Raw genomic sequence first — 25,946 nt, 5'->3', positions numbered from 1 at the left:
CGAATTATAGACCTCTGGAATCTGCCGTCAACCGTTAATTTCGCTTTTCTTTCAAATCAGCAAAAACGCTTTCTATATATAGACGCGCCCCCATCCAATGCGCAGTATATTGCCCACTACCACAACAATACTGTGTTTTTGCCTTGGATGCTGCCGCGCAATGAATGATCAACCTCGCTCCCTTGCTTCCACATTGTTTCCGGTTTGCCTGCTCATGATAGCCATGGCGTCCATCCAGTCGGGCGCTTCTCTGGCCAAAAGCATGTTCCCCATCATCGGCGCACAAGGAACAACCACTCTTCGCTTGATCTTTGCCAGCGTGATCATGCTACTGATACTGCGACCATGGCGTGCAAAGCTGACCGCCAAGTCTCTTCGTACCGTGATCGTCTACGGAATGGCATTGGGCGGAATGAACTTCCTCTTCTATATGTCGCTGCGCACAGTGCCGCTAGGCATCGCCGTTGCGCTGGAATTCACCGGCCCTCTGGCTGTAGCTATATATGCCTCTCGCCGCGCCATCGATTTTGTATGGATTGCGCTTGCTGCCGCCGGCTTGCTTCTATTGATACCCACCGGGGCAACCACTGCCGGTATTGACCTGGTCGGAGCGGGCTACGCGCTGGGCGCCGGGGTCTGCTGGGCGCTGTACATTCTGTTCGGGCAAAAGGCCGGCGCCGACAACGGGGTGACGACGGCAGCCCTCGGGGTGATGATCGCCGCGCTGTTCGTGGCGCCGATCGGAATCGTTCATGCCGGCGCTGCGCTGCTTACACCATCACTGATTCCGATCGCTATCGGCGTCGCCATTCTGTCCACCGCCCTGCCCTATACCCTGGAGATGGTCGCCCTGACGCGTATGCCCGCGCGCACCTTCGGCACGCTCATGAGTATCGAACCGGCCTTCGGAGCATTGTCAGGTCTGCTTTTTCTCCAGGAATACCTTTCATTGTCACAATGGCTGGCCATCCTGTGCATTATTCTGGCGTCAGTGGGCGCAACCATGACCATGGGCAGCGGAGCAAAGCCTGCTGTCGCGGCCGACTGAAGCGTAATAGAAAGTGGGGTCTGGTAATTGGCGCTCATTTAGGCCATGTTTAGCTTCGTAACCCATCGCCAGGCATGGATTTTTTCGCAAAGGACGGCACAACGCTGCAAACGCGAGCGAATACAGGCAGACCCGAGCACCAGACTCGCGGCCGCTATTAAGGATGGTAATGAAACGAATTTTGCTATTGATCGCCCTGCTGGCGATCGCGAGTTGCGCAGCGACCTCGGAAACCCAGGTCAAACGCGGCAAGAAGGGGCTGCACATCAACTGTTCCGGACTTTCCTCCTCATGGGACAAGTGCTACACCAGCGCCGCCAATTCCTGCGCGCCCAAGGGCTACAAGGTGATCGCCAAATCCGGGGACGCCGTCGAAGAACCTGGCGATTATCCGTTCGGCTTGAACCCCGCCGGTTATACCAGCCGCAGCATGATCGTCATCTGCAAATAACTACTCGACTCGCGGCAAAGCGAGCTGACGTGTAATTTCCTCGTGACTCGAGCGCAACACCGTACGCTGCACGTCCGGTGTTGCCATCATCCGTGCGACCACCAATGCGCCCACGCATTGCGACAGCACCGACCAGGCCAGACTTTCGCTTTCCAGTATCTCGGCCCAGCCCCGCTGAAGACGGCAGATCCAGTCTTCAGCCTGCTCACGCACCTGTACATCGGCACGGGCAATCTCCGCGCCCAATGTCGGTAGCGCGCAACCGGCCTCGGGTTGCTCGACATGGGCCATGCTCAGGTACTGCTTCAGACAACGCTCCAGCCGCTGCCGATCTGCACCGCCTTGGCCACCAAGGCGCTCAAGACTTTCACTCAACTCTCGCTCGACGATGGCAGCGAACAACGCATCCTTGGATGAAAAGTGGCTGTAGAACGCGGCGCCACTCAAACCGATGGCTTTCATCAGGCCATCCACGCCCACCGTGGAAAACCCCGATTTCTTTGCCGACAGCGCGCTGCTTTGCAGCAATCGTTCGCGGGTTTCCGATTTGTGTCCGGCCGAATAACGCATGTCATCTCCTGAAGTAGATCGCCTTGACGCTGCCCGAATCCTAGCATAACGTTCGTTAACTAAACGATCGTTAACCCAAAGGGATTCACCCATGAATAACAAGAAGGTCGTGTTGGTTGTCGGCGCCGGTGATGCCACCGGCGGGGCCATTGCCAAGCGCTTTGCCAGTGAGGGATTTATAGCCTGTGTGACCCGGCGCAGCGCCGACAAATTGCAGCCACTGGTTGACGCAATCATCGCTGAGGGCGGTGAGGCCCATGGTTTCGCCTGCGATGCGCGCAAGGAAGATGACGTCATCGCCTTGATCGAAGATATCGAAACCCGCGTCGGCCCGATCGAGGCCTTTGTCTTCAACATCGGCGCCAACGTGCCCTGCAGCATTCTCGAAGAAACCGCGCGCAAATATTTCAAGATCTGGGAGATGGCCTGCTTCTCCGGTTTTCTCAATGCCCGTGAAGTGGCCAAGCGCATGGTCACTCGGCAGCGCGGCACGATTCTGTTCACTGGTGCCACGGCCGGGCTGCGCGGTGCTTCTGGATTTGCCGCTTTCGCCGGAGCCAAACACGGCATCCGCGCACTGGCGCAAAGCATGGCGAGAGAGTTGGGGCCGATGAACATTCATGTCGCCCACGTCGTAGTTGATGGTGCGATCGATACCGACTTCATCCGCAACAGCTTTCCCGAGAAATACGCGACCAAGGATCAGGACGGCATTCTCGATCCAGGGCACATCGCTGAAAACTATTGGTATCTGCACAGTCAGCCACGGGATGCCTGGACCTTCGAGCTGGACCTGCGCCCATGGAACGAACGCTGGTAAGCCCTCCCCCCTCATTACAACAATAAGAGAGCGATTTGATCATGACGAAAACCGTGGAATTCTATTTCGACCTCGGCAGCCCCACCACCTATCTGGCGCACACCCAGCTAGCGAAAATCTGCGCCGATACCCAGAGCGAACTGATCTATATGCCGATGCTGTTGGGCGGCGTGTTCAAAGCCACCGGCAATGCTTCGCCAGCAATGATTCCGGCCAAGGGTCGCTACATGTTTCAGGATCTCGATCGCTTCGCCAAACGCTACGGCGTCCAGCTCAGATTCAATCCGCACTTTCCAATCAACACGCTGATATTGATGCGTGCCGTCACTGGCATGCAGATGCGCCAGCCGCAGCGTTTCGCCGAGTTCGTCGATTGCCTGTTCAAGGCGCTTTGGGTCGAAGGCCGTAACCTCAACGATCCGCAAACCGTTGCCGCCGTGCTGACTGAAAACGGCTTCGATCCCCAAGAGATAATCGCGCTGACCAACGATGAATCGGTAAAAGCCGCACTCAAGGAAAACACCGAAGCCGCGATCAAGCGCGGCGTTTTCGGTGCCCCCAGCATGTTCATTGGCGATCAGTTGTTCTTCGGTCAGGATCGACTCGACTTCGTAGAAGAGGCATTGCGCCAGGATTGAAGCCGAGACCCAAGGCACCGCGAGCGGCGCCTTGGGTAAATCGATCAAATGGCCACAGTGCGCTCGTTCAACCAGCTCAACGCCGCGCCATCCAGCAATGGACTCAGTCGCTCACGCACTTCGCAGTGGTAGTCGTTCAGCCACTGCTTTTCTTCGTGGGTCAACAGGTCAGCAATCAGGCAGCGGGTATCGATCGGGCACAGCGTCAGGGTTTCGAACTTGAGGAAGTCGCCGAATTCGCTGCTGCCGGCCTCACGGTTCATCGCCAGGTTCTCGATGCGCACGCCCCAGCGGCCCGGGCGATAAGTGCCGGGTTCGATCGAGGTAATCATCCCCGGCTGCATCGCCGTCTGCGGTGCCGGTGCCGCTTGATAAGCAATCACTTGCGGACCTTCGTGAACGTTGAGGAAATAGCCCACGCCATGACCGGTGCCGTGACCGTAGTCGACGTTGTCAGCCCAGATCGGCGCGCGGGCGATGGCGTCGAGCAGCGGCGACAAGATGCCTTTCGGGAATCGTGCCCGCGACAGCGCAATCACGCCTTTCAACACGCGCGTGCAATCCTGTTTCTGCTCCTGAGTCGGCGTACCCACCGGGACCATGCGCGTGATGTCTGTGGTACCGCCGAGGTACTGGCCACCGGAGTCGATGAGCAACAGACCATCACCCTCGATCAGCGCATGCTCCTCTTCGGTAGCGTGATAGTGCGGCATCGCGCCATTGGCGTTGAACGCGGCAATCGTGTTGAAGCTCAGCGAAACGTAATCGGGACGCCGCTCACGGGCAGCGGTAAGTTTCTCGTCGATGGTCAGTTCGGTGACGCGCTCGCGCGCCCACGCTGACTCCAGCCAGGCAAAGAATTCGCACAACGCCGCGCCATCCTGCTCCATGGCTTTACGGATGTGTTGAGCGTCGGCTTCGCTTTTCTGCGATTTGGCCAACGTAGTCGGGTTGAGACCCTCGACCAGTTTCACGCCACTGTCCAGGTTATCCAGCAACCCCGTGGTCACTCGCGCCGGATCGACCAGCAGGCTCGCGCCACTCGGCACAGACCGCAACGCATCGGCCACTTCGCTGTAGTCACGCAGCGTCACGCCATCCTGCTCCAGTACGGCGCGCAGATCGGCATCGACCTTGCTCAGCGCCACGAACAGCGTGGCCTGTTGCTGATTGATCAAGGCGAACGAAACAAACACCGGATTGAACGAAACATCACCGCCACGCAGGTTGAACAGCCAAGCGATGTCGTCGAGGGTGGCGATGAAATGCCAATCGGCGCCACGCTCTTGCAAGTTTTCGCGCAATTTCGCGAGTTTCTCGCCACGGCTGACGGTCGCTTGTGGCGGCAGATGCTGATAGATCGGCGCGTTCGGCAGGCTCGGGCGATCACGCCAGACTTCCTGCAACAGGTCGATATCGGTGCGCAGGCGAGCACCGCGTGCCTCGAGCCTGCTGCTCAGTGTGCGCGCCGAAGCCACCGCCATTACCGCACCATCCACGGCAACCACGCCGCCCTCGGGGGTTTGCTCCGCCAGCCAGTCCAGCGGGCTCGGTTGCCCCGGTTGCAGCTTGACCAGTTCGATGCCGCTGCCGTTGAGCTCTTTCGTCGCCTGTTCCCAGTAACGACTATCGGCCCACACACCCGCGAAATCCGCAGTGACGATCAGCGTACCGACCGAACCGTGGAAACCCGACAGCCATTGCCGGCCCTGCCAGTAACCCGGCAGGTATTCCGAAAGATGCGGGTCGGCGGACGGCACCAGCAGCGCATGGATGCCTTCGCGGCGCATCAGTTCACGGGTATGCGCCAGGCGCTGAGGCACCGATCCTTCGGTCAAGGTGTGGGAACTCATCATGTCTCCTGCTAATCGCGTTATCGTTATTGTCGTAGCCTTCGCGGCCATGGAAAGCGTCTGCTGTTTAGAGCCCTGCCGCCCAGAATGCCGGGGCACTGGCGCAGGCGGTTGTGATCAGGTCAACGGCCTTGTCGACATTCTCAACGCTGGTAAACCGCCCGAGGCTCAAGCGAATGGTGCGCCCCGCCAGCCGCGCATCGTGTCCGAGCGCGAGCAGCACGTGGGACGGCGCATTACTTGCGGAATTGCACGCCGACGTCGCGGAAAACGCGATCGAATGGCTCAATGCGGCGCTGTTGAACTCGCCCTCGCTGAAGGTCAGGCTCAGGGTGTGCGGAATACGTTGCGAGGCACTGCCATTGAGGCGCACGCCGGGCAACTTCAAAAGCTGTTCGAGCAAGCGTTCGCGCAAAGCGATGATGGATTTTTTCTCTTCATCGAATGCGTCGGCGGCCAAAGCGAAAGCAGCGCCCATCCCGGCAATCTGATGAGTCGCCAGGGTTCCGGAGCGCAGGCCACCTTCATGACCGCCGCCGTGGATCTGTGCCTGCAAGCGTTGCTGCGCCTGCGGGCCGACATACAAAGCGCCGATGCCTTTGGGCCCGTAGAGTTTGTGTGCGGAAAACGACATCAGGTCCACCGGCCAGCGGCTCAGATCGATCGCGACCTTGCCCGCGCCTTGCGCCGCATCCACATGAAACAACGCCTGCCGACTGCGCACCACTTCGCCAATCGCTTGGACATCGTTGACCGTGCCCAACTCATTGTTGACCAGCATCAGCGACACCAGAAAGGTGTCGTCACGCATCGCTTCACTGACCGCTTGCGGCGTGATCAAGCCTCGGGCGTCCGGTACCAGATAGGTCACGGCAATGCCCGAGTCCTGCAATTGCCGCGCGGTGTCGAGAATGGCCTTGTGTTCGATCTGACTGGTAATGATGTGCCCGCCGCAAACGCCACGGGCCTGAGCGACGCCTTTGAGGGCGAGGTTGTTGGATTCGGTGGCACCGGAGGTCCAGACAATCTGCTCAGGCTGCGCGCCGACCAGATCGGCGACTTGCCGACGTGCCTGCTCGACCGTCTGCCGGGCCTGCTGGCCGAAAGCGTGGGAGCTGGACGCCGGGTTACCGAAGTTACCGTGAAAGCCCAGACATTCGATCATCACTTGGATGACCCGCTCGTCCACCGGGGTGGTGGCGGCGTAATCGAAATACAACGGACGTGTGTTCATAAAGGACTCGCAGAGCGTGTTCCGGGATCAGGAGGCTCGTGTCTGCAAACGACGATGCACAGCCTCGTGAGCTGTGCATGGGTTCGAGAGCGTCATCAATACCTGATCGGATGCCGTTAAAGAAGTAGGGCTTCATTTAAAAGTGCGTAGGAACGCTCCTGAAACCGAGCTTAACAGGCATCGGGCCGGCGATTGAAGCAATGCGTCAGTGAAAGCTTTCGAGAAGTAACGGATACAACGAGATCACCAACAGCGCTGCCATGCCCCAATTGAACACGCGCAACCAGCGCGGATCTTTCAGCACATTGCGCAACAGCGTGCCGCACGCCGCCCACAGGCCGACACTGGGCAGATTGATGATGGCGAAGACCGCAGCGATGATTACGACGTTATAGAAATAACCCTGCATCGGCGTGTACGTGCTGATGGCACCGATGGCCATGATCCACGCCTTGGGATTGACCCACTGGAACGCCGCGGCGCCCAGATAGCTGATCGGTTTCGCCTCGCCGTGAGCACTGTCGCCGACCGGGCCGGAGTGGGCGATCTTCCACGCCAGATACAACAAATACGCTGCGCCGACATAACGCAGCACCGTATACAGAATCGGGTAGGCCTGAAACACCGCACCAAGGCCGAAGCCCACCGCTACCACCAATAGAAAGAAGCCGCAGCTGATGCCGAGCATGTGTGGAATGGTGCGGTTGAAACCGAAATTCACTCCGGACGCCAGCAACATGGTGTTGTTCGGCCCCGGTGTGATCGAGGTGACAAGGGCAAACAGGGCAAAGGCCAACAGCAGATCAAGCGAGAGGTTCATCGAGGCAGTCCATCCAGGGTCATTCAGCTGTTGACCCTATCCCACACGGCCCGGCAAACCCACGGACAGTTAGGGAAAACTTCAAGCAGTACAGTTTGCTGTCAGCTTGGACGGCCGTGCAGCTGTATGGCACGTTCGGCGCTCATCTCACCCTGTTGATCGAAGCCGAAAGTCTTCTGCGGCTGGCCGAGCAATTGGGCTTTTTTGGCGTGGTATTCGTCGAACGACAAACCGCTGCGGTTCAGGGCCTCCAGCGCCAGCTCGCGGGATTCTTCAGCTGTATAAGGGCGCAGCTCTGGCGAAACATGGCCGGCACAACCGGCGAGTACGGAAACAGCGAGCATCAGCGAAACAGTCAGTAAACGGTTCATGGGAGCGTCCTGGCGAGCAATGTGGAGTCGATGGAGAAAGGCTACGCCCGGGCACGCTCGCGCAGAAATCAACGCTCTCAATAGTGGCTATCAGCTTTGCGCTAATACTGACTGACCGGCAAACGGCAGTGCAGCGCGTCGTCGTGGCTGCGGGCGATACTGCTGTGCACCTGGAACGAGTTGAAGGTCACGTTTTTCGCCCGATGGGTACGGATCAATTGCCAGAAATCCTCCTCGCCGCTTTCGAAACTGCGAAATGCCGCCTCCCCCGCTTCGCGACTTTGCCACTGCAAAAAACTCAGCACGCGGCGGCCGTCGTCGCTGGCTTGCACGCTGGCGCTGAGAAATCCGTCGTAACGCAGAGCCAGGCCCTCGGTCTGCGTCGCCAGTGCCGAGACCAGCGCCGCTTGCTGGCGGGGTTCGATTTCGAATTCGATCAATTGGGTAAAGCTGCGATTGCTCATGGAAAGCCCCCACTCATGTTGAAGCGAGCCTTGCGACCCGAAGAGCTGCAGGGTAAAACCTCTAGTTAAGTCAAGGTCAAGAGTATTTTCCGCATGATCAGCAAGGAGCAGGTGCACAAGCCTCTCACCGTGGGTGAGGTTGCTGCGCGCAGTGGCGTCGCGGTCACGGCGCTGCATTTTTATGAAGCCAAAGGTTTGATCAAGAGTGAGCGCAATGCCGGCAACCAGCGCCGCTATCCGCGCGCCGTCCTGCGCCGGGTGGCGTTGATCAAAGTCGCGCAACGGCTGGGGATACCGCTGGCGGAAATCGGCGAAGCGCTGAAGATCCTGCCGCAGGATCGCGCGCCGTCTGCAGCTGACTGGAAAACGCTATCTGAACAATGGCAGCGCGAGCTCGATGAACGGATCAGGCAACTTACGTTGATGCGCGATCAGCTCACCGGGTGCATCGGCTGCGGCTGTCTGTCCATGGAAGCGTGTCCGTTACGCAATAAAGGCGACATGCTCGGTGACCGAGGCCCAGGCCCGCACTTTCGCGATGAGTGATGACGCTGCTCGTCGGCGAACAATTTGCGCAGTAAGGACGGTTCTATAGTGATTGCTCCGGGTAAATCCGGTGTAACCACATCTGTTGAAAACAAAACAGGGAGAACGTCATGAGCGTCAAACCCATTCCCGAGGGGTATCACAGCATTACCCCGTATCTCGGCATCCAACAGGCCGCCGAGGCCATCGAGTTCTACAAGAAAGCCTTCAACGCCAGCGAAGTGATGCGCCTGACCATGCCCGACGGCAACATCGGCCATGCCGAGCTGCGCATCGGCGACAGCGCGATCATGCTCGGCACGCCTTGCGACCAAGGGCCGTTGAGCAATCCGCAGCAGGCAGTGTCGATCGGCTTGCACCTGTATGTCACCGATGTCGACCAAGCCTTTCAACAGGCGCTGGATGCCGGGGCGCAAAGCGTCTCCGAGGTCAAAGACCAGTTTTACGGTGATCGCAGCGGCACGCTGAGAGATCCGTTCGGCCATCTGTGGTTTCTCGCCACGCACAAAGAGGATCTGAGCGAAGAGCAGATTCGCCAGCGTGCGATGGAGATGTTCAGCCAAGGCTGAGGGCTTTTTGCCTCGGATCGACCGGCAAAAATGCACTGCCGATGTAATTGCGAAACATTTACTTTCATATCCGCTTTCGGGATTTTCTTCGCTCATCCGTCTTATAGGAATGCAGGCCGTTCGCGTAGGCAAAAGCCACGAACGGCCTCCCGGGGAGTTCCGTGCTGCGAAGCCCGTAGCCCGGCCCCTTCCACCGCAATCAAGACGCGCAATCATGTCGAAGAAATCCCGTTCCAAACTGTGGTTCCTGGTGCATAGCTGGCTGGCGTTGCCGATCTGGTTCTTTGTATTGATCGTCTGTGTCACCGGCACGCTGGCAGTGGTCAGCCAGGAGATTGTCTGGCTGGCCAACCCGCAAATGCGCGCCAGTCAGCCGTCGGACGACGCGCCGCGACTGAGCTATGACCAGATTCTCGCCGCGATCAAACAGGCCGAGCCGCAAACCCTGGTGCAGAGCATCAATCGTCCGGACGAGTCGCACTTTGCCCTCGACGTCGAAGTCAGCTACCCCGACGGGCGCTCGTTGACGGTCTATGTCAATCCGTACACGGGGGTCATTCAGGGCACCGCGCCGGCGTTCGATTTCAAGGCGTTCACCCGCGCCCTGCACGGCTGGTGGCTGGTGCCGTTCACCAACGGCTACAGCTGGGGCTGGTATCTGGTGTCATTGCTCGGCGTGCCGATGCTGGTGTCGCTGATTACCGGGCTGGTGGTGTACAAGCGCTTCTGGAAAGGTTTTCTGCGCCCGACCCTGCGCGTGCGCCACGGCGCGCGGATTTTCTGGGGCGACTTTCATCGCCTGTGCGGCATCTGGTCGATCTGGTTCATCGCGGTGATTTCCATCACCGGCATCTGGTTCCTGATCAAGGCGATCCTGTTCGATAACCAGATTTCCATTTCCAGCGAACCGATCATTCCGGCGATGTCCCGCGAAAGTGTGCCGATCTCGGCCGCCGGCACCCCGCCGCCGCGTATCAGCCTGGATCGCGCCATCGAAATCGCCCAGCAGAAGATTCCGGGCCTGGAAGCCAGCTACGTCAACCTGCCGGGCAATGCCTACTCGCACATGAGCGTCAGCGGCCGTGGCTGGTATCCGCTGATGTATCAGACCGCGACACTCAACCCGTACAACGGCGAAATGGCTTCCTCACGGTTGCTGTCCGATCGGTCCTCGCTGGAATTCGTCACCGAATCCATGCGCCCGCTGCACACCGGCGACTTCGGCGGCATCTGGATCAAATTGATCTGGTTCTTCTTCGGTCTGTTGCTGAGCATGATGATCCTCAGCGGCCTGCTGATCTGGACCAAGCGCACCGCATTGGCCACCGCCAATGCGCTGAAACGCGAGGACAAGAAAAACCGCGTCACCGCCCAACCGGCGCTGCGCCGTGAACCTTCGGAGGCCAGCCTGTGAACAAAGCCATCTCGGTCACACCGCCGTCGCGCCTGTCGCGTTTCTGGCACAAGTGGCGTTTCCACATCAATGTTCTGCTGTTGCTGATTCCGCTGGGTTTCATGCCGAAATACTTTGCCGATGCCTCGCTGTTTCGCGGCGACAGTGGCCTGGGCCAGCGTGAAATAGGCACCGTTCAGGTCGGCCCGTGGAGCCTGCGCCTGGCCGAACTGCGTGACGAGGCGCCGCACCTGAGCGGGCCGGCCGGCTATATGAAGGACTTCACTGCCGCCGTTTGTGATACCTGCGTCGAACAGGTCAAGGCTACTTACCTGCGCATCGGCAAGCCGCGCAGTCTGCGCGCCGCTGGCACGATCTTCTTCGGTACGCCTTATCGCATGGGCACGCAAATGCCGATCCCGGCAAAGACCAAACCTGACGCCGAGCTGTGGATCACCATGGAAGGCTGGGACGGCAGCATGCACCAGGCCGCGATTCCCCTGAGCCAAGCCTCCCCCGCCACGGTTGCGTGGCTGAACAAACAAGGAGCCAAACCATGACTCGCTCACCCCTTCATACCCGTTTGCTCGCCAGCGCCGCGCTGTTGCTGAGCGCCGGTTTCAGTGCCGGCGCCCTGGCGCACAACCCGATGTGCGAATGCAAAGCCATCGATGCCGAACAGATCAAATGCACCGGCGGTTTCTCCGACGGCAGCGGCGCGCCGGGGGTAACCCTCGACGTGATCGGCTACGACGAAACCATTCTGGTGCCGGGCAAATTGGGTGATGACTCGACGCTGACGTTCAAGAAGCCCGGCAGCGAGTTCTATGTGCTGTTCGACGCCGGCCCCGGCCACGTGGTGGAAATCGACCAGGCGGATATCGAAGCCCCATGAGTAGCCCGACGACGCAAGTGGTACGCCCGGCCGGCGCCGGTCATGAAACCCTCAACGTGCTGCTGTTGTGCCTGCTGATCCTCGCGATCGCCGGCTCGGTGGTGGCGTGGCGCGGGGTTTCCCATGAACCGGAGCCGGTCGCCAGCAACCAGTACGACGCCCGCCGCGATCTCAGCGCCGCCGAGCAAGGCATTTATGCCGACCTGCGCGTGACCCTCGACGAAATCCGCTTGTTGCGCGAAGAGCAAAAAGCCCTGCCGACGCCACAAATGCTCGCCGACGAAGGCTTTGCGCCGTTCGCGCAGGACGCCAGTTCGGTCAGCCGTGGCGGTCACGCATGGCAGATGTTCGCCGATCGCGCCTATTTCGGTCGGAGTGCGACGCCTGACGTCGCCGGCTCGTTTCTGATGCGTGTCGGCACTGACGCCAACGCGGCGCCGGACATCTGGCTGAACCGCAGCGCCGATCCCGCACCTGCTGAGGATCTGTCTGACGCGGCGCTGTCCGCCGCTGGCTGGAAACAGATCGTCGCGCAATTCGATGCCGGGGTTACCCGCGAACATCGCCATTGATTCCTCGCCTTTATCCGAGAGAAGACTGCTTGCCCATGTCCATTTCATCTCCTCGCCGTCCCTTGTTACGCCTGTTTCTGCTTGGCCTGTGCGCCTGCCTGCTGAGCCCGTTGGCCAGCGCCGAGCAAGGCAAACGCCTGCGTATCGGCATCACTCTGCATCCGTATTACAGCTATGTCGCCAACATCGTCGGCGACAAGGCCGAGGTGGTGCCGCTGATTCCTGCGGGCTTCAATCCGCACGCCTACGAACCGCGCGCCGAAGACATCAAGCGCATCAGCGGACTGGACGTGATCGTGCTCAACGGCGTCGGTCATGACGACTTCGCCGACCGGATGATCGCCGCCAGCGAAACACCCAACGTCAAAACCATCGAAGCCAACGAGAACGTGCCATTGCTGGCGGCCACCGGTGTCGCTGCGCGCGGCGCTGGCAAAGTGGTCAATCCGCACACGTTCCTGTCGATCAGCGCCTCCATCGCCCAGGTCAACAACATCGCCCGCGAGCTGGGCAAGATCGATCCGGACAACGCCAAGATCTACACGCAAAACGCGCGCGCCTATGGCAAACGCCTGCGGCAGATGCGCGCCGACGCGTTGGCCAAACTGACCCAGGCACCGAACGCCGAACTGCGCGTGGCCACGGTGCACGCGGCTTACGACTATCTGTTGCGTGAATTCGGTCTGGAAGTGACGGCCGTGGTCGAGCCGGCCCACGGCATCGAGCCAAGCCCGAGCCAGCTGAAAAAAACCATCGATCAATTACGCGAACTCGACGTGAAAGTGATCTTCTCCGAGATGGATTTCCCTTCCAGCTACGTCGACACCATCCAGCGCGAATCCGGGGTGAAGCTGTACCCGCTGTCGCACATTTCCTACGGCGAATACACCGCCGACAAGTACGAAAAGGAAATGACCGGCAACCTCAACACCGTGGTTCGGGCGATTCAGGAGTCGGGGGCATGACGTCGAAAGAAACCTTGATCGCCGATCACGCTGAACCGCCTGTGGGAGCGAGCCTGCTCGCGAAGGCGCCGGATCAGGCAACATCTTCGTTGAATGACGCACCACATTCGCGAGCAGGCTCGCTCTCACAGGGGATAACCGGGCCATCGCTGGAGTTTACGGAAGTGAGCCTGACGCTGGGGCGCACGACGATTCTCGACAAGGTCAGCTTCCAGGTGCAGCCCGGCAGCGTGCATGCGCTGGTCGGCCCCAACGGCGGTGGCAAGAGTTCGCTGATCAAGACCCTGCTCGGGCAGATGCCGCATCAGGGCCAGCTCAGCCTGCACTGGCCCGGCGAGCCCGGCACCATTGGTTACGTCCCGCAGGCGCTGGAGTTCGATCGCGGTTTGCCGATGACCGTCGACGATTTCATGGCCGCCATGTGTCAACGGCGTCCGGCCTTTCTCGGTTTGAGCAAACACTACGCCGGCGCCATCGGCGAGGCACTGGAGCGCGTCGGCATGCAGGACAAGCGCAAGCGGCGCATGGGCGCGCTGTCCGGCGGTGAGCGGCAGCGGGTGCTGCTCGCGCAGGGTTTGATTCCGGCGCCGCAGCTGCTGGTGCTCGACGAGCCGATGTCGGCCCTCGATGAGGCCGGGATCCAGGTGTTCGAACGTCTGCTGACTGACTGGCGCGCGGCGGGCATCACGGTGTTGTGGATCGAACATGACCTGGAAGCGGTGGGTCGGCTGGCCGATCGGGTTACCGGTCTCAACCGCCGCGTGCTGTTCGATGCCACACCGCAACAGGCGCTGACTCCGGAACGTCTGCTGACGCTGTTTTCCACCCATCCACGGAGCGCGGTCTGATGAGCTACGAAGCCTTTCGTTTGATGGTCCAGGGTTGGGCATCGTCAGGTTATCTGCCCGAGGCGCTGGCCTACGGTTTTGTCGTCAATGCGCTGCTCGCCGGCCTGCTGATCGGCCCGGTGCTGGGCGGGCTCGGCACGCTGGTGGTGGTCAAGCGCTTTGCATTCTTTTCCGAAGCAGTCGGCCATGCCGCGTTGACCGGTGTCGCCATCGGCATCCTGCTCGGAGAACCCTACACCGGCCCCTACGGCAGCCTGTTCGGTTACTGCCTGCTGTTCGGCATCCTGCTCAATTACCTGCGCAACCGCACCGGGCTGGCACCGGATACGCTGATCGGCGTGTTTCTCTCGGTGTCACTGGCACTGGGCGCGAGCCTGCTGCTGATTCTCGCCGGCAAGATCAACGTGCACATTCTGGAAAACGTGCTGTTCGGTTCGGTGTTGACCGTCCACGGCAATGATCTGGCGGTGTTGGCCATCGTCGGTTCGCTGGTCATGGCCCTCGCCCTGCCGCTGTACAACCGCATCATGCTCGCCAGTTTCAATCCGCAACTGGCGGCGGTGCGTGGCGTAGCGGTGAAGACCCTGGATTACCTGTTCGTGATCCTGGTGACCTTGATCACCGTCGCGGCAGTGAAGGTGATTGGCGCGATTCTGGTCGGCGCCTTGCTGGTGATTCCTGCGGCAGCGGCGCGCTTGCTCAGTCAGTCGCTGAAAGGGTTTTTCTGGTGCTCGGTGCTGATCGCTACCGTCAGCACCCTGTGCGGGATTCTTGCGCCGATCGTGTTCGATCTGCCGATCCCGTCCGGCGCCGCGATCATTCTGGTCGCCGGCATCGCTTTCGCCCTTGCCGCCATTGCGCGCGGCGTCGTCCCCAGCCTGAAAGGGAACCTTGGATAAATGGCTTTTTCATTGCGTAACCTGACTCTGGCCATGGCCCTGTGTGGCGTGGTCTGCACTCCGTTGATGGCGGCTGAAACTGCGAAACCGTTGCGCGTTCTGGCCTCGTTACCGATCACCTATGGATTGGGCGAGGCATTGCTCAAGGGCACGAACGTCAACCTCGAACGCGCGGCGCCGGCCAACCTGCCCGGCAGCCGCCAGACCGCGTATTTCACCGGCCGTGGCGCTCCGGCGCTGAGCAAACTGGCCACCGACGCGGACGCGGTAATCGGTCTGCGTTCGCTGTGGGCCGATGATCCGCTGTACCCGATCGCGCGGCGCAGCAATATCCGTATCGTCGAAGTCGACGCTGCGCGCCCGGTCGACGGCGCCCTGCCCGGCATCGCCGTGCAGCCGGGCCTGCAGGTTGATGGCCTGAACAGTCTGCCATGGCTGGCGAGCAACAACATGGGGCGCATGGCCGATGTGATGGCCGCAGACCTGGTGCGCCTGGCGCCGAGCGCCAAGCCTGCAATCGAAGCCAACCTGGCGGCGTTGAAACAGCGTTTGCTGAAACTCAGCGCGGACACCGAAGCGCGTCTGGCCGAGGCGGACAACCTGAGCGTGATGAGCCTGAGCGATCACTTCGGCTATCTGATTGGCAGCCTCAACCTTGAACTGGCGGGACAGGATGCGCGTCCCGATGCCGATTGGACGCCAGAGGAGTTGAAGAAGCTGACAGCGACGCTCAAGGACAATGACGTGGCGGTGGTGCTGCACCATCGCCAGCCAGCGGAGCCGGTGAAAGCAGCGATTGCCGAATCCGGCAGCCGTCTGGTGGTGTTGAGTACCGATGCGGCCGATCCGCTGGCGGAGCTGGAGGGGAATGTGGATTTGTTGCTCAAGGGGTTGAGCGGAGCGTAGTTTCAGTAAATCCGCGTAATCGTTCTTCGCGAGCAGGCTCGCTCCCACAGGGGATCGCATTTCAATTGTGGGAGCGAGCCTGCTCGCGAAGAGGCCCGCACCCACAACGTCACTCTCCAGACATAAAAAACCCGCTGACCATCACTGGCCCAGCGGGTTTTTTATGCCCGGTCGCTTATTGCGCCGCGACTTGTGCATCCATCTTCTGGCGCAGGCTCAATGGGCGCATGTCGGTCCAGACTTCTTCGATATAGGCCAGGCATTCCTTTTTCAGGCCGCTCTTGCCCACGGTGCGCCAGCCTTGCGGCACAGCTTTGTAATCGGGCCAGATCGAGTATTGCTCTTCGTGGTTGACCACGACCTGAAAGAGGATGTCCTCGCGGTCGAATACTGACGTCATGCTGGTTCTCCATCGTTGTAAGGTCGGCTGCACAAAGAATGCAGCCGGGTATGTAGAAAGAACGTTCGCCGCGCGGAAAAATTTACAGCGCGGCGCTGGCAGCGGCCAATGCGCGACCGAAGATCTCGGCCACCCGGTCGATTTCTGCGGCAGTGATCACCAGCGGCGGCAGGAAGCGCACCACCGCGCCATGCCGACCGCCGAGTTCCAGAATCAGGCCACGCTTGAGGCACTCACGCTGCACCAGCGGCGCCAGACGCGCAAACGCTGGCGGATGACCGAGCGCATCGGGCGCGCCGTTCGGGTCGACCAGTTCAACGCCGAGCATCAGGCCGCGACCACGAATATCGCCCAGCTGCGGGAAGTCGCGTTGCAGGATGTGCAGATGCTCGCTGAGTCGATCACCCATGGCGGCGGCGTGCTCGCAAACCTTGTGCTCCACCAGATAGCGCATCACCGCTGAACCGGCGGCCATGGCCATCTGATTGCCGCGGAACGTGCCGGCATGGGCGCCGGGTTGCCAGGTGTCGAGCCAGTCGCGGTAAACCACCACCGCCAACGGCAGGCTGCCACCGATGGCTTTGGACAGTACAACCACATCCGGAACGATACCCGCGTGTTCAAAGGCAAACATCTTGCCGGTACGGGCGAAACCGCTCTGGATCTCATCAACGATCAACGCCACACCGGCCTTCTCGGTAATCCGGCGCAAGCCGCGCAACCACTCGATATCCGCCGGTATCACGCCGCCCTCGCCCTGCACCGCCTCGACAATCACCGCCGCCGGCAATTGCACGCCGGCCTCAGGATCGTTGAGCAGGTTTTCCAGATAACTCAGATTGGCGTTGACGCCCGCCGCGCCACCGAGGCCAAACGGGCAGCGGTAATCGTAGGGGAACGGCATGAACTGCACGCCGTTGCTGAGCAACGCACCCAGTGGTTTTTTCGGTCCCAGGCTGCCCATCAGGCTCAACGCACCTTGACTCATGCCGTGATAACCGCCGGAAAATGACAGCACGGTGCTGCGCCCGGTTGCGGTGCGCACCAGTTTCAGCGCTGCTTCCACGGCGTCGGTGCCGGTCGGGCCACAAAACTGGATTTTCGCTTGCGCCGCCAACTCCGTCGGCAGCAGCCCGAACAGGTCCTGGACGAATTGATCCTTGACCGGCGTAGTCAGGTCGAGGGTGTGCAGCGGCAACTCATCGGCCAGCACTAGCTGGATCGCCTCGATCACCACCGGGTGGTTATGCCCCAGCGCCAGCGTGCCGGCGCCGGCCAGGCAGTCGATGAATGTACGTCCTTCAACATCCTCGACATACAAGCCTTTGGCACGCTTGAGCGCCAAGGGAATACGCCGAGGATAACTGCGCGCGTTGGACTCCTGCCGGCTCTGCCGCGCCAACAACGGTGATTCGTTGAATTCGAACAACGTTTCCGCCGGCGCCGAGGCGACCCGGGCCGACGACGCTTCGATAAGACTGGTGGCGACTGACATCTCTCGACCCCTCAATTCGCTATGGATAGTGACCAGAACAGCACACCGACAGGTGCGCGTTCCGGTCGCGGGGCGCACTTGCAGGTTTTCCTGTTCTGGAAACGCTTCAGCGCGGTGCGGATTTACACCCTTGATCGAGTTGTCCGGCCGGTGAGGACAAAGGTTTGCGCAGCGGCACGGTTTGCAAGCCGTTGGAAAGACCGGGTGGCGCTGCCTGTTGGTAACCCAGGTGCCGATAGAACCCCTCGGCGGTGCGGGTGCTGTTGAGGTGAGCATTGCGCACACCGCGAACCCGCAACCAGCCTTCGACATTCTGCATCAGCGCCCGGCCGACGCCTCGGCGGAAGGATTCCGGCTGGACGTAACACAGCAGGATTTCGCCACTGACCCGGGCCATGCCGACACCGACCGGTTTGTCATCAAGCAAAGCGACGCAGAGATAGAAATGTGGGTCGGCGAGCCGGCTACTGATGAAATCGGCGTAAGAACGGTTGAGCCAGTCGCTGACGAGAAGTGGATGGTTGCGGTGATCGAGTGCACATCCGATGCGGATCGAGCGCTCGACAATACGGTTGATGATGCCGGTGTCGGCCAGGGTGGCCGAACGTACGCAGACGGGTGCTTCCATGGCGCAGTTCCCTCAATCCATTGAGTCAAAGCTGGGTTGACCTTAGCCCCAACCCTGGCGGATAGCGAACGCCGAGAAGTTACATTTGATGTGCCAGAACATGTTTTTTTTGGGATCTGAGGTGAGATCAGAGGGTTTGCAACGGCATGGTCAGTTCCACCCGCAAGCCATCCGGGCGGCTGTCGAAATGCAGGGCGCAGTCACAGCGCTGAACAATCGCCTGGACAATCGCCAGCCCCAGCCCGCAACCGGTGCTCTGCCCGTTGCGCCAGAAGCGTTGGGTCAGATGCTGCAAATCATCCTGCGCAATGCCCGGGCCATGGTCACGCACGACAAAACGCACGCGATTGCCGATGTTTTCCAGATGGACCTCGACCGCGCAATCTTCAGGCGTATGGCGCAGGGCGTTGTCGAGCAGGTTACGCAGTGCAGCAATCGCCAGCACGGCGGGCATTTGCAGCGGCGCGGAGGACAGGTCGTCCGGCACGTGCAGTTTGATCCGCAGCCGTTCACCGCCGGTGGCGTCCTGGATCGCCAGTCGGGCCACTTGCTCGGCGCTGCATTGCGAGCCGTCATCGAACGACAGACTGCCTTCGACCCGCGCCAGCAGCAGCAACTGTTCAAGGGTGCGATGCAGGCGATCGGCGCCCTCCTCGGCGCGGGCCAGCGATTGATCGCGGGCGCTGCCATCGGTCATGCGCGCGACTTGCAGGTGGGTCTTGATCGCCGTCAGCGGACTGCGCAGTTCATGCGCCGCGTCACCGGTCAAGCGACGTTCACGCTCGATGGTCTTGCCGATGCGCTGGAACAATTGATTCTGGGTTTCCAGCAACGGCTTCAATTCGCTGGGAAACGCCTGCAACTGCAATGGCTCAAGGGAATCGGCATTGCGCCGCATCAGCGCCTCGCGCAGACGATTGAGTGGAGCCAGACCCTGACCGATGCCCAGCCACAGCAGGCACAGGCAGCCCAGCAAGGCCACACCGACCGGCACCGAAGCGGCGAGCAGAATCGACATGTTCAAGGCTTCGCGCTCGATCTGCCGATCCGCCGTAGTGATGCGCACATCGCCCCGGGCCAGGGTGAAACTGCGCCACGGTGCGCCGTCGATCATTTGATCGTGGAAGCCCATTTTCTCGGCTTCCAGCGCTTGCTCGGGGTTGTTGTGGCTTCGCGCGAGAATCTCGCCGCGCAATGAGCTGACCTGACAGGCCATGCCGCCGGGAATGTTCAGCTGTTCAGCACTGAAGTGGGTGCCCTCGCCTTTGCTCGGCAGCGTCGGCAATTGCTCAAGCAAACCGGCGACCATGCGCGCCGAAGCGACCAGTCGCTGGTCGAGGGAGAACATCATCTGATTGCGCAGATCGCTGAGCATCCACGCCGCCGCCAGCGCCCAGATCAGCGCGAAGGCAGCGCCGAGCGTCAGACTCAGGCGCAGGCGCAGACTCATCACTTGCCTTGCTCTCCGCCATCGGCAGGCCCGAGGCGATAGCCCAGACCACGCACGGTTTCGACGATGCCTTTGCCAAGCTTGCTGCGCAGATGATGGATATGCACGTTCAGTGCGTTGCTTTCCAGTTCGTCGTTGAAGCCGTAGACGCTGTCCTTCAGTTGCTCGGTGGACAGCACCCGGCCGCGATTGTGCAGCAATGCCTGCAACAGCGACTGCTCGCGGCGCGACAGGTCCACCGGTTGCCCGGCGAGGCGGGTTTCGCGGCTGCTCGGGTCGTAAGTAAGCGCGCCATGCTCGATCAGATTGACACTGCGACCGGCCACTCGGCGCAACAGGGTTTGCAGGCGAGCGAACAGTTCGCGCAGGTCGAAAGGCTTGAGCAAGTAGTCGTCAGCGCCGGCCTGCAGACCGTCGACACGATCGGTCACCGAGTCACGGGCAGTAAGGATGAGAACCGGGATCTCCAGGCCGCTCTGCCGCAATTGCTGGAGCAACTTGAGGCCATCTTCGTCGGGCAACCCGAGATCGAGAACCATCACGTCGAATTCGGCGACCTTGAGCATCGCCCGCGCCTTGGACGCGGTGTTGACGTGCTCGACGGTCAGGCCCTGTGCCTTGAGCCCGGCGACGATGCCGCTGGCGATCAGCTCATCGTCTTCGCAAACCAGTACGTGCATAGGGGCTCCGGAAATAAAAAAGGCGAGTGAAGCAGGCAAGGATTAAGTGGCAATTATGGCGGCACACGTCGACTTCGCAAAGCTGCACGAGAATGCAGTCAGGTTGTCGCAGCCCGGCAACCCACGCGAGCCTGCCATGCAAACTTTATTACCCCGTTACCCATCCGGAAACAATTCCAGCCTTTATCGCCAACGCAACTTCATCTAGTTTCAACCGGCAACTTCAACCCCACACTTAAATGGACTTTTAAACATGACCAACTTGAATAACTTTGTTGCCATAGACTGGCGCTCCGGCCCTGATCGAATTTATTTTTTCTTCAAGGACACCGATACCTATTCGCGCTTTGATATTGGCGACAATAGTGTCCCGTCCAATTATCCAACCGCCACGGCAGGCAACTGGGACAACTTCGCCCCGTATACCAAAGATCTGCGCTTTGGCTTGACTACCACTTCCTTCGGCTGGAACGCCGGAAGTGACGAGGATATTGCCTGGCTGTTCTTCTATGACGGAACAACTCCGATGGTCTGCAAATACGATCAGGACAGCGATAAAGTTGCCGCCTTCTACAAGGTAGCCGACTCGGTATGGAAGCCGATTCTTCCATATTTTGACAAGATCATCGCCGGCACCTGGTTTCAACTGACAGGCCACCCTTTTCTGTTTCGATTCATCCTCGATGACGGCCACTACTTGTCTTTCGACTACAAGGCCAAGACCGTCAAGTACAACCGTTTCGGCGAATATCAGCTGGGCGCGCTGAAACCTTACAAGGACCGGATAATCACCGCGGCGCAGAATGACCGGACATTTGCAGACAGTTACTGGTATATCTTCCTGACCAACAATCAGCACCTCACTTACAACATTCAGTCCGACCGACTCGTTGCCGGCCCCAGAACCATTGATGACGGTAATTGGCCCGGCCTGCTGCGTGGCTGATTGGTCAATCCCGGCGAGCCTAGTAGGATAGGGTTAATTATCGGTTAATCGCCGCCGCCCATCCTGCACCCCACTTGCACAGGGACAAGGCTCCTCCATGCGTCATTTTTTTCTTCTGTTTGCTCTATTGGTTTCCGGTCTGGCTCAGGCCGGAAACAATCCGTTCGAGTCCAGGCCGGACTTTTTACCCGTCGATAAGGCATTCGTACTCACCTCCGAGCGTCTGGACTCGGGCGACACCCAGCTGTTCTGGCAGATCACTGACGGCTACTACCTGTATCAGAAACGTTTGAAATTCGACGGGCTGGCCGCCGATCAGCAGCCGGTGTTGCCTGAAGGCGAATCCCACAGCGATGAGTTCTTCGGCGAGCAGCCGGTGTACCGCCAAGGGCTGGAAGTGAAAATCCCGGCGGCGGCCAGCGGTCAGATCAAGGTCAGTTATCAGGGCTGCGCCGATGCCGGTCTGTGCTATCCACCGCAAACCCGGGTGATTGACCTGGGCGGCAAAGCCGCAGCAACAACAGGCGCTGAAGCCCCGGATCAGGCTTTGGCCAGCAGTCTGCAACAACGGGCGCTGGGCTGGAGTCTGCTGGTGTTCTTCGGACTCGGCCTGCTGTTGGCGTTTACCCCGTGTTCGCTGCCGATGCTGCCGATTCTCGCCGGGATGATCGTCGGCAGTGGCGCCACACCACGGCGCGGGTTTGCCTTGGCCAGCAGCTACGTGATCTGCATGGCACTGGTTTATGCGGCGATGGGCGTGATTGCTGCGCTGCTCGGTGCGAACCTGCAGGCGTGGTTGCAGAATCCTTGGTTGCTCGGCGCATTTGCCGCCATTTTCGTGGTGCTGGCATTGCCGATGTTCGGCTTCTTCGAGCTGCAACTGCCGGTGGCCCTGCGTGATCGTCTTGAACATGCGTCGCGCAGCCGCAGCGGCGGCAGCCTGATCGGCGCCGGCGTGCTGGGCGCGTTGTCCGGTCTGTTGGTCGGGCCATGCATGACCGCGCCACTGGCCGGCGCACTGCTGTACATCGCGCAGAGCGGTAACGCGTTGCACGGCGGTCTGATTCTGTTTGCGCTGGGCATCGGCATCGGTGTGCCGCTGTTGCTGCTGGTCACCGTGGGCAACCGTTTCCTGCCGAAACCCGGGGCGTGGATGAATCTGCTCAAGGGCATATTCGGCTTCCTCTTTCTTGCCACTGCATTGTTGATGCTGCGCCCGGTACTGGACCCGTCGTTGTGGCTGGGGCTGTGCGGCGCTCTGCTGTTGATCGCCGCTTACAGCGCCTGGAAACAATCCGCAGGGTTTGGCCGCGTCGCGCAGATGTTTGGCGCCCTGTCCTTGTTGCTCGGTTTGTGGGGCAGCTTGTTGGTGATCGGTGCGGCGGGCGGCAGTGATGATCCGTATCAGCCATTGCAGGTCTACAGCGCCGGCCCTGTCGCCAGCGCGTCGCCAACGGGTCACGATGCCTTCAGCACAATAAAGGAACCGGCCGCCCTGCAACGCGAACTCGACGCGGCCAAGGCTCAGGGCCAGTGGGTGTTGCTCGATTACTACGCCGACTGGTGTGTGTCGTGCAAAGTCATGGAGAAGAAGGTGTTCGGTGAGGCCAAGGTCATGCAGGCCCTGAGCGACGTGCGCCTGCTGCGCCTGGATGTGACCGCCGACAACGCTGCGAGCCGTGAGCTGCTCAGTCGTTATAAAGTTCCGGGGCCGCCGACGTTCATCTGGATCGGCGCTGACGGCGAAGAACGCCGCAGCCAGCGCATCACCGGCGAGGTCGATGCCGATACTTTCCTGCAACGCTGGTCCGCCACCCGAGATGCCAACTGATGCTGACGTTCACCCTCGGCACCTTCGCCATCGCGCTCAACCACCTGCTGCTGATCAGTGCTCTGGCGCTGGCGACGTTTGTCGGCTGGCGAGTGGCCAAGCGCGGCGGCGATAACCCCGAGTCGGCGCTGTTCAGCCTGTTTTTGCTGGGCATGCTCGCGGCGCGCGTTGCGTTTGTCGCGCTGTACTGGTCGCATTATCGCAATGACCCGTGGCAGATCATCGATCTGCGCGACGGCGGTTTCCTCGCTTGGCCCGGGGTCATCGTGCTGTTGCTGGCGGCGTTGTATCGCGGCTGGCGCCGGCCCGCTTTGCGCCGCCCGTTGGGCTTCGGCGTGGTCAGTGGCGTGGCGTTCTGGCTGCTTGCCACCCTGTCGCTGAATATCTACGAACAGGGTACGCGCCTGCCGGATATATCCCTGCGCAACGCCGCTGGCGAAACCATCAAGCTCAGTGAGTATCAGGGCGGGCCGCTGGTGATCAACCTCTGGGCGACCTGGTGCCCGCCGTGCCGGCGAGAAATGCCGGTGCTGGAAAACGCCCAACAGCAGCGCCCCGATCTGACGTTCTTGTTCGTCAATCAGGCCGAAAGCATGCAAAGCGTGGCAACGTTCCTGGAAACCCAGGGCCTGAGCCTGAACAACGTGCTGTTCGACCGCGGCGGCCGTCTCGGTCAGGCCGTGGGTTCCATGGCGTTACCGACTACGCTGTTCTATAGCCCGGACGGTCGCTTGCTGACCAGTCATCTCGGTGAACTGTCGAACGCCAGCCTCGCCCGCGCCCTGGAAACCTTCGACACTTCACCTTCAAGCCCGAATCAGGCCGTTGCCCCGGCCAACTCTGCAAGGAAACTGCCATGCCCCGCCTCCGCCACCTGCTGACGCTGACCCTGGGCACTGCCCTGCTGCACTTGCCGTCGGTGCAGGCTGCTGAAGAACTGCCCGGCGCAATCAAAAAGATCGAAGCCAAGGGCGCGAAAATCGTCGGCCAGTTCGACGCCCCCGACGGCCTGCGCGGGTACGCCGCGCAATATCAGAACCGCGGCATGGCGCTGTACCTGACCCCGGACGGCAAGCATGTCGTGGTGGGTAATCTGTACGACGCCGACGGCAAGGACCTGAGCAGCGAACCGTTGCAGAAACTGGTCTACGCACCGATGTCCAAGGAAGTCTGGGCCAAGTTCGAGGCGAGCAACTGGATTCAGGACGGCAACAAGGATGCACCGCGCACGGTGTACCTGTTCAGCGATCCGAACTGCCCGTACTGCAACATGTTCTGGGAACAGGCACGGCCATGGGTCAAGGCCGGCAAGGTGCAGTTGCGCCACATCATGGTCGGCATCATCCGCGAAGACAGCCCGGGCAAATCAGCCGCGCTGCTGGCGGCGAAAGACCCGGCCAAGGCCCTGGAAGATCACGAAAAGGCCGGCAAGGGCAGCGCGCTAAAGGCCATGAAAGACATTCCGGTCGCCGTGCAAACCAAACTCGCGGCCAACATGCAGTTGATGGAAGACCTCGAACTGCAGGCCACCCCGGCGATTTTCTACATGGATGACAAAGGCGAACTGCAACAACAGCAAGGCGCGCCTTCGCCGGACAAGCTGGTGAAGATTCTCGGGGCGAAATAAAACCGATCCTTTATCGCCTGACCCGGCCTCATCGCGGGCAAGCCCGCTCCCACAGAGTCTTGTGATGAACACGGAATATGTGAACACCTGAAACCCTGTGGGAGCGGGCTTGCCCGCGATTGGAATTCACTCGGTCTAGCGGTTGCGCTCGGCCAGAAACGCCAGCAGTGCCTCAGTGACAAACTCGGGATTCTCCAGATTGGAGATATGCCCCGCCTCCGGCACCAGCACGCACGGGCAACCGATCAATTCAGCCATTTCCCGGGCTTCCGAGGGTGGTCGCGGTTTGTCCTGATCGCCGCACAGCACCAGTGTCGTCGCCGGGTTCAGCTCGCTCAGACGTGGCAACAGGTCGTTGCGGCCAAACGTGATGCGGCCCATCGGCACAATGCTTTCGCGCAGACGCTCGGGCGAGTAGCCCTTCAATTTCGAGCGGAAATCCTGATACAGCGCCGACTGCGGGTCGATACCCGGGCGGAAGAAGATTGGCACAACGATGTCGAGCAATTGTTCGGAGATGGTGCCGCTGTCTTCGATCTGCTTGAACAACGAGAAGTAATACTGCCGGGTCGGTTCCGGCTCGACGCCGACGTAGGTGTCCATCAGCACCAGACCGTTGAGACGTTGCGGTGCGGACAGTGCCAAACGCGCGCCCCACATGCCGCCGACCGACAGCCCCACCAGAGTCACGCGGTCGATGTCCAGATGATCGAGCAAGGCCTGTGCCTGACGGGCGATGTCGTCCAGCGAAGTGGTGCCTTCGGGTAACTTGCCGGACTCGCCATGCCCCCACAGATCCACGGCAATGACGCGATAGTGCGGGGTCAGCGCGGCGATCTGCGGCGCCCACATCGCTTGATCCCAGAGATAACTGCCAGCCAGCAACACGGCCGGGCCGGTGCCTTGATCAATGTAGTGCAGTGCTTGTCCGTCAACCGTGAAAAAGGGCATCGACCACCTCCGCGAGAAAAAACAGAACCGGCAGACTGAGCTGCCGGTTGTTGATCGTCAAGGATGGAAATGTACA

The 25,946-nt window shown here is 60.5% G+C and carries 30 protein-coding genes; 18 read left to right on the top strand and 12 right to left on the bottom strand.

The annotated features are described in order from the left end of the window. The first annotated feature begins 160 nt into the window (after positions 1 to 160). Complete coding sequence (rhtA, locus tag D8U60_RS26535; protein ID WP_016770790.1) at positions 161 to 1,048, top strand: threonine/homoserine exporter RhtA; 888 nt, start codon at positions 161 to 163, stop codon at positions 1,046 to 1,048. A 169-nt stretch (positions 1,049 to 1,217) separates the two neighbouring features. Further along, a complete protein-coding gene (locus D8U60_RS26530) occupies positions 1,218 to 1,499 on the top strand; it encodes a hypothetical protein (RefSeq protein ID WP_039759777.1) in 282 nt (93 codons plus the stop codon). Here the strand turns inward: D8U60_RS26530 and D8U60_RS26525 are convergent, their stop codons facing one another. Beyond that, positions 1,500 to 2,069, bottom strand: a complete 570-nt coding sequence (locus tag D8U60_RS26525) for a TetR/AcrR family transcriptional regulator (protein WP_130901333.1) — start codon at positions 2,067 to 2,069, stop codon at positions 1,500 to 1,502. It lies immediately after the preceding gene. Between the two features lie 91 nt (positions 2,070 to 2,160). Between D8U60_RS26525 and D8U60_RS26520 the strand changes: the two genes are divergently transcribed. Further along, positions 2,161 to 2,889, top strand: coding sequence for an SDR family oxidoreductase (locus tag D8U60_RS26520; RefSeq protein WP_016770793.1), 729 nt, complete (start codon positions 2,161 to 2,163; stop codon positions 2,887 to 2,889). A 41-nt stretch (positions 2,890 to 2,930) separates the two neighbouring features. Next, the gene (locus tag D8U60_RS26515) at positions 2,931 to 3,527 is read left to right on the top strand and encodes a 2-hydroxychromene-2-carboxylate isomerase (RefSeq protein ID WP_110601740.1); all 597 of its coding nucleotides are present in this window, start codon (positions 2,931 to 2,933) and stop codon (positions 3,525 to 3,527) included. 44 nt (positions 3,528 to 3,571) lie between these two features. On the opposite strand, the gene D8U60_RS26510 is transcribed toward D8U60_RS26515, so the two are convergent. The 5 genes from D8U60_RS26510 to D8U60_RS26490 all read right to left on the bottom strand — a co-directional run bounded on the left by D8U60_RS26510 (position 3,572) and on the right by D8U60_RS26490 (position 8,269). Next, positions 3,572 to 5,380 (bottom strand): aminopeptidase P family protein, encoded by a 1,809-nt coding sequence (locus D8U60_RS26510; protein WP_130901332.1) that lies wholly within the window; start codon positions 5,378 to 5,380, stop codon positions 3,572 to 3,574. A gap of 67 nt (positions 5,381 to 5,447) precedes the next feature. Further along, on the bottom strand, positions 5,448 to 6,614 hold the full coding sequence (locus tag D8U60_RS26505; RefSeq protein WP_130901331.1) for an aminotransferase class V-fold PLP-dependent enzyme: 1,167 nt from the start codon (positions 6,612 to 6,614) through the stop codon (positions 5,448 to 5,450). A gap of 205 nt (positions 6,615 to 6,819) precedes the next feature. Beyond that, the gene (locus D8U60_RS26500) at positions 6,820 to 7,434 is read right to left on the bottom strand and encodes a LysE family translocator (RefSeq protein ID WP_076563682.1); all 615 of its coding nucleotides are present in this window, start codon (positions 7,432 to 7,434) and stop codon (positions 6,820 to 6,822) included. A 101-nt stretch (positions 7,435 to 7,535) separates the two neighbouring features. After that, positions 7,536 to 7,805: a hypothetical protein gene (locus tag D8U60_RS26495; protein ID WP_016770723.1), complete on the bottom strand. Its 270-nt coding sequence runs from the start codon at positions 7,803 to 7,805 to the stop codon at positions 7,536 to 7,538. Between the two features lie 101 nt (positions 7,806 to 7,906). Further along, positions 7,907 to 8,269 carry an antibiotic biosynthesis monooxygenase gene (locus tag D8U60_RS26490; protein ID WP_130901330.1) on the bottom strand — a complete coding sequence of 121 codons (363 nt, stop codon included), beginning with the start codon at positions 8,267 to 8,269 and terminating at the stop codon, positions 7,907 to 7,909. Positions 8,270 to 8,362: 93 nt separating this feature from the next. Between D8U60_RS26490 and soxR the strand changes: the two genes are divergently transcribed. From soxR to D8U60_RS26440, 10 genes are all read left to right on the top strand, one after another. Further along, complete coding sequence (soxR, locus tag D8U60_RS26485; protein ID WP_122507474.1) at positions 8,363 to 8,815, top strand: redox-sensitive transcriptional activator SoxR; 453 nt, start codon at positions 8,363 to 8,365, stop codon at positions 8,813 to 8,815. Between the two features lie 110 nt (positions 8,816 to 8,925). Next, positions 8,926 to 9,384: a VOC family protein gene (locus tag D8U60_RS26480; RefSeq protein ID WP_073472514.1), complete on the top strand. Its 459-nt coding sequence runs from the start codon at positions 8,926 to 8,928 to the stop codon at positions 9,382 to 9,384. Between the two features lie 214 nt (positions 9,385 to 9,598). Continuing rightward, on the top strand, positions 9,599 to 10,798 hold the full coding sequence (locus tag D8U60_RS26475) for a PepSY domain-containing protein (protein ID WP_016770800.1): 1,200 nt from the start codon (positions 9,599 to 9,601) through the stop codon (positions 10,796 to 10,798). Further along, a complete protein-coding gene (locus D8U60_RS26470) occupies positions 10,795 to 11,337 on the top strand; it encodes a hypothetical protein (protein ID WP_016770801.1) in 543 nt (180 codons plus the stop codon). The genes D8U60_RS26475 and D8U60_RS26470 overlap by 4 nt, the downstream gene beginning before the upstream one ends. Then, positions 11,334 to 11,672: a hypothetical protein gene (locus tag D8U60_RS26465; protein WP_125917368.1), complete on the top strand. Its 339-nt coding sequence runs from the start codon at positions 11,334 to 11,336 to the stop codon at positions 11,670 to 11,672. Before D8U60_RS26470 ends, D8U60_RS26465 begins: the two co-directional genes overlap by 4 nt. Next, entirely contained in the window at positions 11,669 to 12,244 is a 576-nt protein-coding gene (locus D8U60_RS26460; protein ID WP_122700100.1) for a DUF6162 family protein, read from the top strand. Before D8U60_RS26465 ends, D8U60_RS26460 begins: the two co-directional genes overlap by 4 nt. Before the next feature lie 35 nt (positions 12,245 to 12,279). After that, the gene (locus D8U60_RS26455; RefSeq protein WP_016770804.1) at positions 12,280 to 13,209 is read left to right on the top strand and encodes a metal ABC transporter substrate-binding protein; all 930 of its coding nucleotides are present in this window, start codon (positions 12,280 to 12,282) and stop codon (positions 13,207 to 13,209) included. Continuing rightward, positions 13,206 to 14,057, top strand: coding sequence for a metal ABC transporter ATP-binding protein (locus D8U60_RS26450; RefSeq protein WP_130901329.1), 852 nt, complete (start codon positions 13,206 to 13,208; stop codon positions 14,055 to 14,057). Before D8U60_RS26455 ends, D8U60_RS26450 begins: the two co-directional genes overlap by 4 nt. Next, positions 14,057 to 14,956 carry a metal ABC transporter permease gene (locus tag D8U60_RS26445; RefSeq protein ID WP_130901328.1) on the top strand — a complete coding sequence of 300 codons (900 nt, stop codon included), beginning with the start codon at positions 14,057 to 14,059 and terminating at the stop codon, positions 14,954 to 14,956. Before D8U60_RS26450 ends, D8U60_RS26445 begins: the two co-directional genes overlap by 1 nt. After that, a complete protein-coding gene (locus D8U60_RS26440) occupies positions 14,957 to 15,862 on the top strand; it encodes a zinc ABC transporter substrate-binding protein (protein ID WP_130901327.1) in 906 nt (301 codons plus the stop codon). Between the two features lie 175 nt (positions 15,863 to 16,037). Here D8U60_RS26440 and D8U60_RS26435 read toward each other — a convergent pair whose 3' ends face one another. From D8U60_RS26435 to D8U60_RS26415, 5 genes are all read right to left on the bottom strand, one after another. Further along, positions 16,038 to 16,262, bottom strand: a complete 225-nt coding sequence (locus tag D8U60_RS26435) for an MbtH family protein (protein ID WP_016770808.1) — start codon at positions 16,260 to 16,262, stop codon at positions 16,038 to 16,040. Positions 16,263 to 16,344: 82 nt separating this feature from the next. Then, the gene (locus tag D8U60_RS26430; protein ID WP_130901326.1) at positions 16,345 to 17,757 is read right to left on the bottom strand and encodes an aspartate aminotransferase family protein; all 1,413 of its coding nucleotides are present in this window, start codon (positions 17,755 to 17,757) and stop codon (positions 16,345 to 16,347) included. 106 nt (positions 17,758 to 17,863) lie between these two features. Then, positions 17,864 to 18,385 carry a GNAT family N-acetyltransferase gene (locus tag D8U60_RS26425; RefSeq protein ID WP_130901325.1) on the bottom strand — a complete coding sequence of 174 codons (522 nt, stop codon included), beginning with the start codon at positions 18,383 to 18,385 and terminating at the stop codon, positions 17,864 to 17,866. Between the two features lie 127 nt (positions 18,386 to 18,512). Further along, complete coding sequence (locus D8U60_RS26420) at positions 18,513 to 19,835, bottom strand: ATP-binding protein (RefSeq protein WP_130901324.1); 1,323 nt, start codon at positions 19,833 to 19,835, stop codon at positions 18,513 to 18,515. Next, positions 19,835 to 20,515, bottom strand: coding sequence for a response regulator (locus D8U60_RS26415; RefSeq protein WP_016770812.1), 681 nt, complete (start codon positions 20,513 to 20,515; stop codon positions 19,835 to 19,837). The genes D8U60_RS26420 and D8U60_RS26415 overlap by 1 nt, the downstream gene beginning before the upstream one ends. Positions 20,516 to 20,768: 253 nt before the next feature. Here D8U60_RS26415 and D8U60_RS26410 point away from each other — a divergent pair, with 253 nt between their 5' ends. The 4 genes from D8U60_RS26410 (at position 20,769) to dsbG (ending at position 24,919) form a co-directional block, all read left to right on the top strand. Continuing rightward, a complete protein-coding gene (locus tag D8U60_RS26410) occupies positions 20,769 to 21,461 on the top strand; it encodes a hypothetical protein (RefSeq protein WP_130901323.1) in 693 nt (230 codons plus the stop codon). Positions 21,462 to 21,558: 97 nt separating this feature from the next. Further along, positions 21,559 to 23,292 carry a protein-disulfide reductase DsbD gene (gene dsbD, locus D8U60_RS26405; protein WP_130901322.1) on the top strand — a complete coding sequence of 578 codons (1,734 nt, stop codon included), beginning with the start codon at positions 21,559 to 21,561 and terminating at the stop codon, positions 23,290 to 23,292. Further along, positions 23,292 to 24,173 (top strand): TlpA disulfide reductase family protein, encoded by an 882-nt coding sequence (locus D8U60_RS26400; RefSeq protein ID WP_024013674.1) that lies wholly within the window; start codon positions 23,292 to 23,294, stop codon positions 24,171 to 24,173. Before dsbD ends, D8U60_RS26400 begins: the two co-directional genes overlap by 1 nt. Next, positions 24,149 to 24,919, top strand: a complete 771-nt coding sequence (gene dsbG, locus D8U60_RS26395) for a thiol:disulfide interchange protein DsbG (RefSeq protein ID WP_130901321.1) — start codon at positions 24,149 to 24,151, stop codon at positions 24,917 to 24,919. Before D8U60_RS26400 ends, dsbG begins: the two co-directional genes overlap by 25 nt. A 135-nt stretch (positions 24,920 to 25,054) precedes the next feature. Here the strand turns inward: dsbG and D8U60_RS26390 are convergent, their stop codons facing one another. Then, entirely contained in the window at positions 25,055 to 25,870 is an 816-nt protein-coding gene (locus tag D8U60_RS26390) for an alpha/beta fold hydrolase (protein ID WP_130901320.1), read from the bottom strand. Positions 25,871 to 25,946 lie beyond the last annotated feature (76 nt).

The organism is Pseudomonas sp. Sample_11, from assembly GCF_004307505.1.
GTDB classification, from domain to species: Bacteria; Pseudomonadota; Gammaproteobacteria; order Pseudomonadales; family Pseudomonadaceae; genus Aquipseudomonas; species Aquipseudomonas atacamensis.
This window is presented reverse-complemented; position numbering and strand designations above follow the sequence as displayed.